Origin of the sequence: Enterobacter sp. MGH 38 (genome assembly GCF_000492855.1) — a bacterium.
GTDB lineage: Bacteria > Pseudomonadota > Gammaproteobacteria > Enterobacterales > Enterobacteriaceae > Enterobacter > Enterobacter hormaechei_C.
Map to the genome: position 1 here is coordinate 1,193,801 of NZ_KI535608.1, position 15,379 is coordinate 1,209,179.

Annotated in this window: 17 protein-coding genes; 14 read left to right on the forward strand and 3 right to left on the reverse strand. The window is 58.9% G+C overall.

The annotated features are described in order from the left end of the window. Positions 1-267: 267 nt before the first annotated feature. The 13 genes from paaA (at position 268) to paaY (ending at position 11,449) form a co-directional block, all read left to right on the forward strand. The gene (paaA, locus tag L384_RS05700) at positions 268-1,197 is read left to right on the forward strand and encodes a 1,2-phenylacetyl-CoA epoxidase subunit PaaA (protein ID WP_003857355.1); all 930 of its coding nucleotides are present in this window, start codon (positions 268-270) and stop codon (positions 1,195-1,197) included. A gap of 12 nt (positions 1,198-1,209) precedes the next feature. Further along, positions 1,210-1,497: a 1,2-phenylacetyl-CoA epoxidase subunit PaaB gene (gene paaB, locus L384_RS05695; protein ID WP_003857353.1), complete on the forward strand. Its 288-nt coding sequence runs from the start codon at positions 1,210-1,212 to the stop codon at positions 1,495-1,497. Positions 1,498-1,505: 8 nt separating this feature from the next. Next, positions 1,506-2,252, forward strand: a complete 747-nt coding sequence (gene paaC, locus L384_RS05690; RefSeq protein ID WP_023324596.1) for a 1,2-phenylacetyl-CoA epoxidase subunit PaaC — start codon at positions 1,506-1,508, stop codon at positions 2,250-2,252. Positions 2,253-2,263: 11 nt separating this feature from the next. Next, positions 2,264-2,761 carry a 1,2-phenylacetyl-CoA epoxidase subunit PaaD gene (gene paaD / locus L384_RS05685; RefSeq protein WP_003857347.1) on the forward strand — a complete coding sequence of 166 codons (498 nt, stop codon included), beginning with the start codon at positions 2,264-2,266 and terminating at the stop codon, positions 2,759-2,761. A 7-nt stretch (positions 2,762-2,768) separates the two neighbouring features. Beyond that, positions 2,769-3,839 (forward strand): 1,2-phenylacetyl-CoA epoxidase subunit PaaE, encoded by a 1,071-nt coding sequence (gene paaE, locus L384_RS05680; RefSeq protein ID WP_023324597.1) that lies wholly within the window; start codon positions 2,769-2,771, stop codon positions 3,837-3,839. Next, positions 3,836-4,603 (forward strand): 2,3-dehydroadipyl-CoA hydratase PaaF, encoded by a 768-nt coding sequence (gene paaF, locus L384_RS05675; RefSeq protein WP_003857343.1) that lies wholly within the window; start codon positions 3,836-3,838, stop codon positions 4,601-4,603. The genes paaE and paaF overlap by 4 nt, the downstream gene beginning before the upstream one ends. Beyond that, entirely contained in the window at positions 4,603-5,391 is a 789-nt protein-coding gene (gene paaG, locus L384_RS05670; RefSeq protein ID WP_026080707.1) for a 2-(1,2-epoxy-1,2-dihydrophenyl)acetyl-CoA isomerase PaaG, read from the forward strand. Before paaF ends, paaG begins: the two co-directional genes overlap by 1 nt. A 1-nt stretch (position 5,392) precedes the next feature. Then, on the forward strand, positions 5,393-6,817 hold the full coding sequence (gene paaH / locus L384_RS05665) for a 3-hydroxyacyl-CoA dehydrogenase PaaH (protein ID WP_023324598.1): 1,425 nt from the start codon (positions 5,393-5,395) through the stop codon (positions 6,815-6,817). Beyond that, on the forward strand, positions 6,807-7,229 hold the full coding sequence (paaI, locus tag L384_RS05660; protein ID WP_023324599.1) for a hydroxyphenylacetyl-CoA thioesterase PaaI: 423 nt from the start codon (positions 6,807-6,809) through the stop codon (positions 7,227-7,229). Before paaH ends, paaI begins: the two co-directional genes overlap by 11 nt. After that, positions 7,229-8,434 carry a 3-oxoadipyl-CoA thiolase gene (gene pcaF / locus L384_RS05655; RefSeq protein ID WP_023324600.1) on the forward strand — a complete coding sequence of 402 codons (1,206 nt, stop codon included), beginning with the start codon at positions 7,229-7,231 and terminating at the stop codon, positions 8,432-8,434. The genes paaI and pcaF overlap by 1 nt, the downstream gene beginning before the upstream one ends. Positions 8,435-8,460: 26 nt before the next feature. Beyond that, complete coding sequence (gene paaK / locus L384_RS05650) at positions 8,461-9,777, forward strand: phenylacetate--CoA ligase PaaK (protein ID WP_023324601.1); 1,317 nt, start codon at positions 8,461-8,463, stop codon at positions 9,775-9,777. 121 nt (positions 9,778-9,898) lie between these two features. Continuing rightward, on the forward strand, positions 9,899-10,834 hold the full coding sequence (gene paaX, locus L384_RS05645) for a phenylacetic acid degradation operon negative regulatory protein PaaX (RefSeq protein ID WP_032628228.1): 936 nt from the start codon (positions 9,899-9,901) through the stop codon (positions 10,832-10,834). Positions 10,835-10,843: 9 nt separating this feature from the next. Further along, the gene (paaY, locus tag L384_RS05640) at positions 10,844-11,449 is read left to right on the forward strand and encodes a phenylacetic acid degradation protein PaaY (RefSeq protein WP_006810541.1); all 606 of its coding nucleotides are present in this window, start codon (positions 10,844-10,846) and stop codon (positions 11,447-11,449) included. A gap of 42 nt (positions 11,450-11,491) precedes the next feature. On the opposite strand, the gene L384_RS05635 is transcribed toward paaY, so the two are convergent. Next, positions 11,492-12,127 (reverse strand): helix-turn-helix domain-containing protein, encoded by a 636-nt coding sequence (locus L384_RS05635; protein WP_003857323.1) that lies wholly within the window; start codon positions 12,125-12,127, stop codon positions 11,492-11,494. 202 nt (positions 12,128-12,329) lie between these two features. On the opposite strand from L384_RS05635, the gene L384_RS05630 reads away from it, so the two are divergent. Then, positions 12,330-14,306, forward strand: coding sequence for an alkyl/aryl-sulfatase (locus L384_RS05630; protein WP_023324603.1), 1,977 nt, complete (start codon positions 12,330-12,332; stop codon positions 14,304-14,306). Between the two features lie 56 nt (positions 14,307-14,362). On the opposite strand, the gene L384_RS05625 is transcribed toward L384_RS05630, so the two are convergent. Together L384_RS05625 and L384_RS05620 are read right to left on the reverse strand one after the other, a co-directional pair. Further along, on the reverse strand, positions 14,363-15,115 hold the full coding sequence (locus L384_RS05625; RefSeq protein WP_022651152.1) for a hypothetical protein: 753 nt from the start codon (positions 15,113-15,115) through the stop codon (positions 14,363-14,365). Between the two features lies 1 nt (position 15,116). Next, entirely contained in the window at positions 15,117-15,314 is a 198-nt protein-coding gene (locus L384_RS05620) for a hypothetical protein (protein WP_003857318.1), read from the reverse strand. Positions 15,315-15,379: the final 65 nt, after the last annotated feature.

The window sequence follows — 15,379 nt, forward strand, 5'->3', positions numbered from 1 at the left end:
TCGTGATTTCACTATAAATAGTTTGATCTCGAATCATAAAAATCAAGCTGAGTTTTAAAGAATTGTTAACGTTGTGATCTGTATTGCTTGACCTGACCAACAGAAAGCCTTGCGCCATCGGCCTTTCATGAAAAGGCTTGCGAGCGTCGTCACAAAATAAACAAACGCTTCTTGGGGTTATATTTAACCTTTGTGTAACTTTTAAGAAGCCAAATGATTCACCATTTTGCTATTTGTGGTGATTTAACGAATCACAAAGGTGGTTATGTGACGCAAGAACAACGCTTTGAGCAACGCATCGCACAGGAGACGGCCATCGAGCCGCAGGACTGGATGCCGGATGCCTACCGCAAGACGCTGATCCGCCAGATTGGACAGCACGCCCACTCTGAGATTGTCGGCATGCTGCCGGAAGGGAACTGGATCACCCGCGCACCGACGCTGCGCCGGAAAGCCATTCTGCTGGCGAAGGTGCAGGATGAAGCCGGACATGGCCTGTACCTTTACAGCGCGGCGGAAACGCTGGGCTGCGCCCGGGAGGACATCTATCAAAAGATGCTCGACGGCAAGATGAAATACTCCTCCATCTTCAACTATCCAACCCTGAGCTGGGCCGATATCGGGGTCATTGGCTGGCTGGTGGACGGGGCGGCCATTGTGAACCAGGTGGCACTGTGCCGTACGTCTTACGGCCCGTATGCCCGGGCGATGGTGAAAATCTGTAAAGAAGAGAGCTTCCACCAGCGTCAGGGGTTTGAGGCCTGCATGGCGCTGGCGCAGGGTAGCGAAGCCCAGCGGCAGATGTTGCAGGACGCCATCAACCGCTTCTGGTGGCCCGCGCTGATGATGTTCGGACCCAACGACGACAACTCCCCAAACAGCGCCCGCAGTCTGGCCTGGAAGATCAAACGCTTTGGCAACGATGAGCTTCGCCAGCGCTTCGTGGACAACACGGTGCCTCAGGTGGAGATGCTCGGCATGACCGTGCCGGATCCCGACCTGCGTTTCGATGAAGAGAGCGGTCACTACCGCTTCGGCGAAATCGACTGGCAGGAATTTGACGAGGTGATCAACGGGCGCGGGATCTGCAACCACGAACGTCTGGCCGCAAAACGTAAAGCCTGGGACGACGGCGCATGGGTGCGTGAAGCCGCTCTGGCCCACGCGGAAAAACAACGCGCCCGCCAGGCCGCATAAGAGGAATCAACCATGAGCAATGTTTACTGGCCGTTATACGAAGTTTTTGTCCGTTCGAAGCAGGGGCTGTCGCACCGGCATGTGGGCAGCCTTCACGCTGCCGACGACCGCATGGCGCTGGAAAACGCGCGCGATGCCTATACCCGCCGCAGCGAAGGCTGTTCTATCTGGGTGGTGAAGGCGAGTGAAATCGTCGCTTCCCAGCCGGAAGAGAGCGGGGAATTTTTCGATCCGGCGGAAAGCAAGGTCTACCGCCATCCGACGTTTTACACCATCCCTGATGGTATCGAGCATATGTGAGGTTGGGGATGAACAACGTATCTGCTTATGCCCTGCGTCTGGGCGACAACGGTCTGGTGCTCTCACAGCGTCTGGGCGCCTGGTGCGGCCACGCGCCGGAGCTGGAAATTGACCTGGCGCTCGCCAATATCGGCCTTGATCTGCTCGGGCAGGCGCGCAATTTCCTGACCTACGCCGCTGAACGGGAAGGTAAGGGTGATGAAGATACCCTGGCCTATGGCCGCGATGAGCGTCAGTTCCGCAATTTGCTGCTGGTGGAACAGCCAAACGGCAGCTTCGCCGACACCATTGCCCGTCAGTATCTGATGGATGCGTGGAACGTGGCGCTCTACGAGCGGCTGATCCACAGCAGCGACAGTCAGCTTGCCGCCATCGCGGCAAAAGCCATTAAGGAGGCGCGCTATCACCTGCGCTTTAGCCGCGGCTGGCTGGTGCGGCTGGGGGACGGAACAGAAACCTCCGCACAAAAAATGCAGCAGGCGGTGGATAGCCTGTGGCGCTTTACGGCTGAACTGTTCGACGCTGACGAGGTCGAGCTGGCGCTAATTGATGACGGCGTGGCGGTTGATCCGCGCGACCTGCGGGACCCGTGGGAGCGCGAACTGTTTGCTGGCCTGGCGGAAGCCACCCTCCGCGTGCCCGAAGAGGTGGCGTATCGCACGGGCGGTAAGAAGGGGCTACATACCGAACACCTCGGGCCGATGCTGGCAGAGATGCAGTATCTCCAGCGCGTTTACCCCGGCCAGCAGTGGTAAAGGAGGACGCCATGCAACGCCTCGTCGACATCGCGCCTGCACAAATCCCGCAGATTTGGGCGCTGTTAAGCCAGATCCCCGACCCGGAAGTGCCGGTGCTGACCATCACCGACCTGGGCATGGTGCGCAGCGTGAAGGCACAGGGGGAAGGCTGGGTCATCGGCTTCACGCCAACCTATTCGGGCTGTCCGGCAACGGAGCATCTGCTGGGGGCGATCCGCGAAACCCTGACCGGAAACGGCTTTAGCCCGGTACATATTGTGCTGCAACTGGAGCCCGCCTGGACCACCGACTGGATGACCGACGATGCCCGCAGGCGCCTGCGTGAATATGGCATCAGCCCGCCTGTTGGTCATAGCTGCCATGCCCACGTTCCCGCGGAGGTGAGCTGCCCGCGCTGTGCGAGCACCGATACCTCGCTTATCAGTGAATTTGGATCCACGGCCTGCAAAGCGCTCTACCGCTGCAATACCTGCCGTGAGCCCTTCGACTATTTCAAATGTATTTGAGGCTGCCATGACAACGTTTCATTCATTAACAGTGGCAAAAGTGGAGCCCGAAACCCGCGACGCGGTGACCATTACCTTCGCGGTGCCGCAGGCGTTACAGGAGGCGTACCGCTTCCGTCCCGGTCAGCATCTGACCCTGAAAGCCAGTCCTGGCGGGGATGAACTGCGCCGCTGCTACTCCATCTGCCGGAGCACCGCGTGCGGTGAGATCAGCGTGGCGGTCAAAGCCATCGAGGGCGGACGTTTTTCCCGCTATGCCCGGGACGAGATCAAACCGGGCATGGCGCTGGAGGTGATGGTGCCCCAGGGGCATTTTGGCTACCAGCCGCAGGCCGAACGCGAAGGCCATTATCTGGCGATTGCCGCCGGGTCCGGGATCACCCCGATGCTGGCGATTATGTCCGCTACGCTGGCCACTGAAGCCCACAGCCACTTCACCCTGATTTACGGCAACCGCAGCAGCCAGAGCATGATGTTCCGCCGGGCGCTGGCGGACCTGAAAGATAAATACCCGCAGCGTTTACAGCTGATCGCCATCTTCAGCCAGGAGACGCTCGACAGCGATCTGCTCCATGGCCGCATTGACGGGGAAAAGCTCCAGGCGCTGGCAAAAACGCTGGTGAATTTCCGTCAGTACGATGAAGCCTTCATCTGTGGCCCGTCGGCGATGATGGATGAGGCCGAAGCGGCGCTTAAAGCGCTGGGTATGCCGGAAAAAGCGATCCATCTTGAGCGCTTTAACACGCCGGGTACCGCCGTTAAACGGACAGCCAGCGTGCAGGCCGATGGCCAGAAGGTCACCGTCCGTCAGGACGGGCGCGACAGGGAGATCACCCTGACGGCGGACGACGAGAGCATTCTTGACGCGGCCCTGCGTCAGGGGGCGGATCTGCCTTACGCCTGCAAGGGCGGCGTATGCGCCACCTGCAAATGCAAAGTGCTGCGTGGGAAAGTCGATATGGCGACCAACTACAGCCTGGAGCCGGACGAGCTGGCCGCAGGCTATGTGCTGAGCTGTCAGGCGCTGCCGTTAACCGCCGACGTTATCGTCGATTTTGATGCGAAGGGGATGGCATGAGCGAACTGATTGTTACCCGTCATGGCCGCGTGTTGCAGCTAACGCTTAACCGTCCGGCGGCGCGCAACGCGCTCAACAATGCGCTGCTCCTGCAAATCGCGGAGCAGCTTGAGGCCGCCGCCGCGGATGCTGAGATCGCCGTCTGCGTGATGTACGGCAACGAACGCTGCTTTGCCGCCGGGGCCGATCTCAACGAAATGGCGGAGAAAGACCTGCCCGCCACCCTGAACGATATCCGTCCGCAGCTGTGGGCGCGGATCAACGCCTTCACCAAACCGCTGATTGCCGCCGTAAACGGCTTCGCGCTGGGGGCAGGCTGTGAGCTGGCGCTGCTCTGCGATGTCGTGATTGCTGGCGATAACGCCCGTTTTGGCCTGCCGGAAATCACCCTCGGGATCATGCCGGGCGCAGGCGGCACCCAGCGGCTGATCCGCAGCGTAGGCAAATCGCTGGCCAGCAAAATGGTGCTGACGGGCGAAAGCATCACGGCGGTGCAGGCGCACAGCGCCGGGCTGGTCAGCGACGTCTACCCGGCCTCGCTGACGCTGGAGTACGCCCTGAAGCAGGCAGCGCTGATGGCGCGCCATTCGCCGCTGGCGCTACAGGCGGCGAAGCAGGCGCTTCGCCAGTCGCAGGAAGTCCCGCTTCAGGCCGGGCTGGCGCAGGAGCGTCAGCTGTTTGCGCTGCTCGCGGCCACCGACGATCGCCGGGAAGGGATCAACGCCTTTTTACAAAAACGCACCCCAGACTTTAAAGGACGCTAATTGTGGAATCTATTCTGAGCCATGTTGAGCAGGGCGTAATGACCATTACGCTGAACCGCCCGGAGCGCCTGAACAGCTTTAACGACGTCATGCACCAGCAGCTTTCCGAATGCCTGAAGCAGGCCGAGCGCGATGACGCCATCCGCTGCCTGCTGATCACCGGGGCAGGACGCGGTTTCTGCGCCGGGCAGGATCTCAACGACCGTAACGTCGACCCGAACGGCCCGGCGCCCGATCTGGGCATGTCCGTTGAGACTTTTTACAACCCGCTGGTGCGCCGCCTGGCAAAACTGCCGAAGCCGGTGATTTGCGCGGTTAACGGCGTGGCGGCGGGCGCGGGGGCGACGCTGGCCCTCGGCTGCGACATGGTGATTGCGGCGCGCTCCGCCAGTTTTGTGATGGCCTTCAGCAAGCTCGGCCTCGTCCCGGACTGCGGCGGCACCTGGCTGCTGCCGCGCGTGGCCGGACGCGCCCGCGCCATGGGGCTGGCATTGCTGGGCGATAAGCTCAGCGCTGAGCAGGCACAGGCCTGGGGAATGATCTGGCAGGTGGTGGACGACGAGCAGCTCTCCGCCACCGCACAGCAGATGGCGCTGCATTTTGCCTCGCAGCCGACCTTTGGCCTGGGCTTGATCAAGCAGGCGATCAACGCCGCCGAAACCAACACCCTCGACGCCCAGCTTGATCTGGAGCGCGACTATCAACGCCTGGCCGGACGCAGCGACGACTACCGGGAAGGCGTCAGCGCGTTCCTGGCAAAACGCGCGCCGAACTTTACGGGGAAATAAGATGGTGAATATCCATACGGTCGCCGTCATTGGCAGCGGCACCATGGGCGCCGGGATTGCCGAAGTGGCAGCCAGCCACGGTCATCCGGTTCTGGTGTACGACATTGACGCAGCGGCGATTTCCCGCGCCGTCGACGGCATTCGCCAGCGGCTGTCCTCACGCGTTGCGCGTGGAAAACTCTCTGCCGACGCCGGGGAGCAGATCCTCGCCCGCCTGACGCCGGTGACGAATATCAGTGCTCTGGCGAAAGCCGATCTGGTGATCGAGGCGGCCTCCGAGCGGCTTGAAGTGAAAAAGGCGCTGTTTACCCAGCTGGCAGAGGTTTGCCCGCCGCAGACGCTGCTCGCCAGCAATACCTCGTCCATTTCCGTTACCGCGATTGCGGCGGAGATAAACCACCCTGAACGCGTCGCCGGGCTGCACTTCTTCAATCCTGCCCCGGTGATGAAGCTGGTGGAGGTGGTCAGCGGGCTGGCGACCTCACCAGAAGTGGCCGATGCGCTGTGCGAGCTGGCGCTGAGCTGGGGAAAGCAGCCGGTACGCTGCCAGTCCACGCCGGGGTTTATCGTCAACCGAGTGGCGCGCCCGTTCTACTCGGAAGCCTGGCGCGCGCTGGAAGAGCAGGTGGCAACGCCCGAGGTGATTGACGCCGCCCTGCGAGACGGCGGAGGCTTCCCGATGGGGCCGCTTGAGCTGACGGACATGATTGGTCAGGACGTCAACTTTGCCGTGACCTGCTCCGTGTTTAACGCCTTCTGGCAGGAGCGTCGTTTTCTGCCGTCGCTGGTGCAGCAGGAGCTGGTGCTGGCGGGGCGTCTGGGTAAGAAAAGCGGGCAGGGCATTTACCGCTGGCTGGAGGAGAAACCCACCGTCAGCTGGCTCGCCCCGGTCAGCGACAGCTTCAACCCCATGCGCGTACAGCGAAGAAGTGACGGTGTCACGGAAATTGACGATCTGTTGCTGATCGAAACGCAGGGTGAGACCGCGCAGTCGCTGGCGCTGCGCCATGGCTGCCCGGTGGTGGTGGTCGACCGCATCGAGCGGGATGTGGCCGTGATAGCCGCCGCACCCGGCAACCCGCACGCCGCCACGCAGAAAGCCATTTACTGGTTGCAGCACCAGCAGAAACGGGTGGTCCAGATTGCGGATTACCCCGGTCTGCTGGTCTGGCGCACGGTAGCGATGATTGCCAACGAAGCGCTGGACGCCCTGCAAAAAGGGGTCGCCAGCGAGCAAGACATCGATACCGCCATGCGCTTAGGGGTCAACTATCCCTGCGGGCCCATCGCCTGGGGCGAGCGCCTTGGCTGGCAGCGTCTGTTAACGCTGCTGGAGAACCTGCAACGTCACTACGGCGAGGAACGCTATCGCCCCTGTTCACTGCTGCGCCAGCGTGCGCTTCTGGAGAGTAGCTATGAGTCATAACGCCTGGCATAACGCCCGTGCGATGTACGAACGGGACGCCTGCGCGCAGGCGATGGGGATGGACATTCTCGACATGGGCGAGGGCTACGCGGTGGTGACCATGACCATCACCCCGCAGATGCTCAACGGGCATAAAACCTGCCACGGCGGACAGCTGTTCTCGCTGGCCGATACCGCCTTTGCCTACGCCTGCAACAGTCAGGGGCTGGCGGCGGTGGCCTCAGGCTGCGCCATCGATTTTCTGCGTCCGGGCTTTGCCGGCGATAAGCTGACCGCTACCGCGTGGGTGAAGCATCAGGGCAAACTGACCGGCGTATACGACATTGAAATTCAGAACCAACACCAGAAAACCGTCGCTCTTTTTCGCGGGAAATCGCACCGCACCGGCGGCAGTGTGACAGGAGAAGCCTGATGCGTGACGCATTTATTTGTGAGGGTGTGCGTACCCCGGTCGGTCGCTACGGTGGAGGATTATCCAGCGTGCGTGCCGATGACTTAGGGGCCGTGCCGCTGCGTGCGCTGCTGGCGCGTTACCCGCAGCTCGATCTGGAGCGCATAGATGATGTGATCTTCGGCTGCGCAAATCAGGCCGGAGAGGATAACCGCAACGTAGCGCGCATGTCATCGCTGCTGGCCGGGCTGCCGCAGACCGTTTCCGGTACCACCATTAACCGCCTGTGCGGCTCCGGTCTGGATGCCCTTGGCTTCGCGGCGCGCGCCATCAGGGCCGGGGATGGCGATCTGCTGATCGCCGGTGGCGTCGAATCCATGTCCCGTGCGCCGTTCGTGATGGGCAAAGCCACCGCGGCGTTTCAGCGTCAGGCGGAGATCTTCGACACCACCATCGGCTGGCGATTTGTGAATCCGCTCATGCATCAGCAATACGGAACTGACAGCATGCCGGAAACGGCAGAGAATGTAGCGGAATTGTTAAATATAAGCCGTGCCGATCAGGATGCATTTGCCCTGCGCAGCCAGCAGCGCACCGCGCGGGCGCAGCAGAATGGCGTTCTGGCGCAGGAGATTATCCCGGTACAGGTGGCGGGGAAAAAAGGTGCCGTAACGGAAGTGAGCGTGGACGAGCATCCGCGCGCCGAAACCACCCTTGAACAGCTTGCCGCGCTGAAAGCTCCGTTCCGCAAGAACGGTGTGGTGACGGCGGGGAACACCTCTGGCGTGAACGACGGGGCGGCGGCGCTGATTATCGCCAGCGAGCCGATGGCGCTTGCCCAGGGGTTAACCCCGCGCACCCGCATTGTGGCCATGGCGACCGCGGGCGTCGAGCCGCGTCTGATGGGATTAGGCCCGGTTCCCGCCACCCGTAAGGTGCTGGAACGTGCCGGACTCAGTATCACCGATATGGACGTCATTGAGCTTAACGAAGCCTTCGCCGCACAGGCGCTGGGCGTGCTGCGTCAGCTGGGTTTGCCGGATGACGCGGAGCATGTGAACCCGAATGGCGGGGCGATCGCGTTAGGTCATCCGCTGGGAATGAGCGGTGCCAGACTGGCGCTGGCCGCGAGCAATGAATTGCACCGACGCGGCGGGCGCTACGCGCTGTGTACGATGTGCATCGGTGTGGGTCAGGGCATTGCCATGATCCTTGAGCGTGTTTGAGCGAACAATAATGTGAGTACCCTGCGATGATAAATACAACAAAGCTTGATCCGATCGAAACCGCGTCCATTGATGAATTGCAGGCGTTGCAGACCGCGCGCCTGAAGTGGACGCTGAACCACGCCTACAACAACGTTCCGATGTACAAACGCAAGTTTGACGCCGCGGGCGTTCACCCTGACGATTTTAACGAGCTGGCGGACCTGCAAAAATTCCCGTGCACCACCAAGCAGGATCTGCGCGACAACTACCCGTTCGATACCTTTGCGGTGCCGATGGAGCAGGTGGTGCGCATCCACGCCTCGTCGGGCACCACCGGAAAGCCGACCGTGGTGGGATATACCCAGAATGATATCGACAACTGGGCCAATATCGTTGCCCGTTCCCTGCGCGCCGCCGGGGGCAGCGCGAAGGATAAAATTCACGTGGCCTACGGCTACGGGCTATTCACCGGCGGGCTGGGGGCGCACTACGGTGCCGAGCGTCTGGGTGCAACGGTGATCCCGATGTCCGGCGGCCAGACGGAGAAGCAGGCGCAGCTGATCCGCGATTTTCAGCCGGATATGATCATGGTGACGCCCTCATACTGCCTGAATTTAATTGAAGAGCTGGAGCGTCAGATGGGCGGTGACGCCAGCGCCTGTTCCCTGCGCGTCGGCGTGTTTGGCGCCGAGCCGTGGACGCAGGCGATGCGCCGCGAAATTGAAAAACGGCTGGGCATTACCGCGCTGGATATCTATGGTCTCTCCGAAGTGATGGGGCCGGGCGTGGCGATGGAGTGTCTTGAAACCGCTGACGGCCCGACCATCTGGGAAGATCACTTCTACCCGGAGATCGTCAACCCGAATGACGGCACGCCGCTGGCTGACGGCGAGCAGGGCGAACTGCTATTCACCACCCTGACCAAAGAGGCGCTGCCGGTGATCCGCTACCGCACCCGCGACCTGACGCGCCTGCTGCCGGGCACTGCACGCACCATGCGCCGGATGGATCGCATCAGCGGGCGCAGCGACGACATGCTCATCATTCGCGGCGTGAACGTCTTCCCGTCACAGCTGGAAGAGGAGATCGTTAAGTTCGAACATCTTTCGCCACACTATCAGCTGGAGGTGAACCGCCGCGGGCATCTTGATTCACTTTCGGTGAAGGTCGAGCTGAAACAGAGCAGCTTAACGCTGACCCATGAGCAGCGCTGTCAGGTCTGCCATCAGCTGCGTCATCGGATTAAATCGATGGTGGGGATCTCGACCGACGTGATGATCGTTAACTGTGGCAGCATACCGCGCTCCGAGGGTAAAGCCTGCCGGGTGTTTGATTTGCGTAAAGTGGCAGCCAACAGTTGAATTCCCCTCACCCCAGCCCTCTCCCAAAGGGAGAGGGTGTATTGAGTTCCCTCTCCCTTTGGGAGAGGGTACACCCCAGATTCGTATGCTATGATTCATCCAGGAAAAAAATAACAACAGAATGAATCACATGAATAAACTTGATGCCTTTATCCAGCATGCAGTCAGCTCTGTTCCCGTCAGCGGAACGTCGCTTATCTCCTCACTGTATGGCGACGCGCTTTCGCACCGCGGCGGAGAGATCTGGCTCGGCAGCCTGGCGGCCCTGCTGGAAGGGATGGGATTTGGCGAGCGCTTTGTGCGCACCGCGCTGTTTCGCCTCAACAAAGAGGGCTGGCTGGACGTGTCCCGCATTGGCCGCCGCAGCTTTTACCGTCTCAGCGACAAGGGGCTGCGTTTGACCCGCCGCGCGGAAAATAAAATCTACCGGGCGGAACTGCCGGCGTGGGATGGTAAATGGCTGCTGCTGCTCTCCGAGGGGCTGGATAAAACCACCCTCGCGGACGTGAAAAAACAGCTCATCTGGCAAGGATTCGGCACGCTGGCGCCGAGCCTGATGGCCTCGCCGTCGCAGAACCTGGCGGACGTGCAGTCTCTGCTGCATGACGCGGGCGTGGCGGAAAACGTCATTTTCTTTGAGGCCCATTCACCGCTGGCCTTATCACGTGCGGCGTTACGAGCCCGCGTGGAAGAGTGCTGGCAGTTGACCGAACAAAACGCGATGTACGAAACGTTTATCAACTCGTTCCGTCCGCTGTTGCCGCTGCTGAAAGAAACGCCGCCTGAGGATTTGACCCCGGAACGCTGCTTCCAGATCCAGCTGTTACTCATTCATTTTTATCGTCGCGTGGTGCTGAAAGATCCGCTGTTGCCGGAGGAGTTACTTCCTGCGCACTGGGCGGGACAGAGCGCGCGACAGCTGTGCATTAATATCTACCAGCGCGTGGCGGCGGGAGCCCTGGCGTTTGTCAGTGAGAAGGGGGAAACCTCTGTGGGCGAGCTGCCCGCTCCCGGCACGCTTTATCACCAGCGTTTTGGTGGTCTGAATATCACATAAGGAGAGGGTATGCCTGTTTATCAAATTGATGGTCTGACGCCGGTCGTGCCTGAAGAGAGCTATGTTCACCCGACCGCGGTGCTGATTGGCGACGTGATCCTCGGCAAAGGCGTTTACGTGGGGCCCAACGCCAGCCTGCGCGGCGATTTTGGCCGGATCGTGGTGAAAGACGGCGCGAACATCCAGGATAACTGCGTGATGCACGGTTTTCCGGAGCAGGACACGGTGGTGGAAGAGGACGGGCATATCGGCCACAGCGCGATCCTGCACGGCTGCATTATCCGCCGTAATGCGCTGGTGGGTATGAATGCGGTCGTGATGGACGGGGCGACGATCGGCGAAAACAGCATCGTTGGGGCGGCGGCGTTTGTGAAGGCCAAAGCGGAAATGCCTGCGAATCACTTAATTCTTGGCAGTCCGGCGAAAGCGATTCGTGAGCTAAGCGCGCAGGAAATAGAGTGGAAAAAGCAGGGCACGCGGGAGTATCAGGTGCTGGTGGACCGTTGTAAGCAGACGCTGCACCAGGTGGAGCCGCTGCGGGAAGAAGAGCCAGGACGCAAACGGCTGGTCTTCGATGAGAATTTACGGCCTAAGTCGGCTGGCCGGGATAAATAAGGCTGTTCGCTCCCGCACGTTGATCAAGGCGTGAAAATGAGCTCAATACGCATCCGGCAGGGGCCGGTCAATCGACACCAGCTTTCCGCGCTTCATGGTGATATATCCCCCGGCTTTAAGATCTGCCAGCACGCGAAAGACATGCGTTCGTGACAGGTTAGTGCGCTTGATGATAAACAGCGCCAGGCCCTCATTCTCTCCCGTGTGGGTCTCCTGCCGATAGAGATAGCGGTACAGCATTGGTTTGATGGTCTGGTAGCTGGTGACCTGCCTGCGTTCATTGTGCAGGTCGATGGTAAATATGGACATGTAGGTCAGTATGGTGGCCAGCGCCTGCATGCGCTCAGGCCCGCCCTGGAAAAATATCTGGTCGAAGTCGACCCAGGATATTCTCACCAGCTTCACCTTCGCACTGCTGCGATATTCATACTTCGCCAGTGGACAATACCTTTCCATTAACCCTATCGGCATATACTCGATAGTATTGCCAATATTAAGGCCATCATCAGGCATTAATATCGTCAGCGACCCTTCAGTGCAAAAATAGATATAGCCAGGCTCGACGGTGAGTTTTTTATTTGCGGCAACGGTTAAGGCCTCGCCTTTACAAAGCATGTGCGGAAAAAATTGCCCAATATTGAGTTGCTGATAATAGGTATGGATATCCTGAAAATTCACGCTAAGCCTCTCCCCGCAACGTTTGCCGTGGTAGCGAGTATAGCAGCAATAGCCCCCGAATTACGAACCCATAAATAACCAGTCCCATATGGGACTATGATGGAAAGGTATTCTGTTTAGAATGGTCGTCAATGAGTTCGCATTAAAATTATCCGCCAACTGTAAATATCCAGGCGGCGCAATTAATCTATGAGGCCATTCAATGAAATTAACCCTAATTGCTAAACATCTGGCGCTTGCCGGTGTGTTGACGTCGCTGTCGCTTTCCTCGTTTGCGGAAGTACAGCCGCAGGATGCCACTGCCACGACCCGGCAGGTAAATAACGCCCTGTATAACAAATTACCGTTTGCCGATAAAACCGACTTTGAGAACGCCCATAAAGGTTTTATCGCCCCGCTGCCGCAAAACATGATTAAAGGCGAGCAGGGGAACGTTATCTGGAACCCGGCGAAATATGATTTCGTGAAAGAGGGTGAGAAAGCCCCGGATACGGTAAACCCGAGCCTGTGGCGTCAGTCACAGTTGATCAACATTGGCGGGCTGTTTAAGGTCACCGACGGCGTGTATCAGATCCGTAATCTCGATCTCTCCAACATGACCATCATTGAGGGCGAGAAGGGCATTACCGTTATCGACCCGCTGTTAAGCGCTGAACCGGCGAAAGAAGCGCTGGATCTCTACTATGCAAACCGCGGCAAGAAACCGGTCGTCGCTGTGGTGATCACCCACAGCCACGTTGACCACTATGGCGGCCTGCGCGGCGTGGTTGACGAAGCTGACGTCAAGTCTGGCAAAGTGAAAATCTACGCGCCGGATGGCTTTATGAAAGAGGCGGTTTCCGAAAACATTATGGCCGGGAACGCGATGAGCCGTCGTGCGAGCTATATGTACGGCAACCTGCTGAAGCCGGATGCAAAAGGCCAGGTGGGTGCAGGCCTTGGCACCACCACCTCTGCGGGTACTGTCACCCTCATCCCGCCGACCGACTACATTACCCATACCGGTCAGGAAGAAGTGATCGACGGTTTGACCTACGACTTTATGATGGCGCCGGGTTCAGAAGCTCCGTCGGAGATGCTGTGGTATGTCAAAGAGAAGAAAATGATCGAGGCCGCAGAGGACGTAACTCATACCCTGCACAACACCTACTCCCTGCGCGGCGCGAAAATCCGCGACCCGCTGGCCTGGTCTAAGTACATTAACGCCGCCATTGAGCGCTGGGGGGCGGACGCAGAAGTGATTATTGCGCAGCACCACTGGCCGACCTGGGGCAACGAGAATATCGTCAAGCTGATGAAAGGCCAGCGCGATATGTATCGCTACATCAACGACCAGACCCTGCGTATGGCAAACAAGGGGCTGACCCGCGACGAGATCGCCGCCGAGTTTAAACTGCCGGAATCGCTGGAAAAACAGTGGGCGAGCCGCGGTTACTACGGCTCCGTTAGCCACGACGTCAAAGCCACCTACGTGTTTTATCTCGGCTGGTTCGACGGCAACCCGGCAACCCTCGACGAGCTGCCGCCTGAACAGGCTGCGAAGAAGTTCGTGCAGTACATGGGCGGCGCTGATGCCATCATGCAGAAAGCCAAAGCGGATTATCAGCAGGGTAATTACCGTTGGGTTGCTCAGGTGGTCAGCAAAGTGGTCTTTGCCGATCCTAACAACCAGGCTGCCCGTAATCTGGAAGCCGACGCGCTGGAGCAGTTAGGTTACCAGGCGGAAGCGGGCACCTGGCGTAACTTCTACCTGACCGGCGCGCAAGAACTGCGTAATGGCGTGAAGAAGCTGCCGACGCCGAACACCGCCAGCCCGGATACCGTGCGGGCGATGACCCCGGAAATGTTCTTCGACTACCTGGGTGTGCACATCAACGGGGTACGGGCCGGTAACGCGAAGGCGGTCTTCAATGTCGATCTCGGTAAGGATGGCGGCAAATACAAGCTGGAGCTGGAAAACGGCGTGCTGAACCATACCGCCAACGCGCAGGCGAAGGATGCCGACGCAACTATCGCGCTGGACCGTACCACGCTGAACAACATCATCCTTAAGAAAGAGACGCTGAAGCAGGCGATGGATAAGGGTGACGTGAAGGTGAGCGGAAACGGGGCGAAGCTGGAAGAGATGCTGAGCTACATGGACACATTTGACTTCTGGTTCAATATTGTGACGCCATAAGTTTAGCGTTCATCCTGGTTAATCCTGGCGCCTTGTTGCGATAAGGCGCCATTTTTTTATTCACGCATTGCCAGCGCGCTGGCGCTTGCCGGATCGAACAGCGAAATACTCTCGATCTGATCCAGCATGATCACTTTGCGAAAATCCATGGCGCTTTTGGGCTCTGAATCGAGCGTAATGTCATGCTCGGCATACCATTTGCTGTAGTTATGTTCGATACAGAGCTGCATGTTTTTCCCGTCACGGTAGCCGCTCAGCATCGGAATAAGCACGATATTGGCCGTTTTTTCATACTCCAGCGTGGCGGTATGGATCATCCCAATATAGATCCGCCGCGATTTCAGCGTGACGTGCGCCAGTTCACCTTCCTCCATGCACTGATAGAGCAGCTGTTCAATCCCGCTCGATTGCGCCAGCCGCTTGTAGAGCTTTTTTCGGCCTTCGCCGTCCAGCCGCGCGCTCCCGGCCCAGTTCGAGCGGTAGAGACAGAACAGGATCGCGAAGGTCAGCATTACCACCACCGGGGCCTGAATCCCCAGGAAGCTCCAGTTCATAAAATCAATTTGCCAGTCGGCATATTTTGCAGACGTGAAATGGAACGTGTTATCGGCGGCGGAGAGGGCGAACAACAGCAGCCACAACAGGCCGGTGGCGATCACTCCCTGAAGAACAAAAATACAGCCATACAGCGCCACAAGAAAATAGACGTCCCAGCCAAAGGAGCGCTTGATTTTAAACCGTGTTGAGAGGTCGCGGCTGGTGTACCAGTACCCGCATACCATCAATACCATGAATATTGCCGTTCCCATTTCAGGCCCTCTTCAGCGCGTTGACATGGCGCAGAAAGTCCTGCCGCACCTCGTGGCTTTTGTAGTTAACCGAGGCGTTTCCATCCTGATCGATGATGATGCGGTCGCCATCCTCTACGGCTTCGATAATTTCCTGGTGACTCATGACCTGCAACAAGGATTCCGGGCTGGAAAAGAGCGTCATCAGTAAATGTTTCATCGCGTGACATCCTTATGAATTAAAAGGATAAGTCTGGAAGATAAATGGCACCTTTGCCTTAAGGT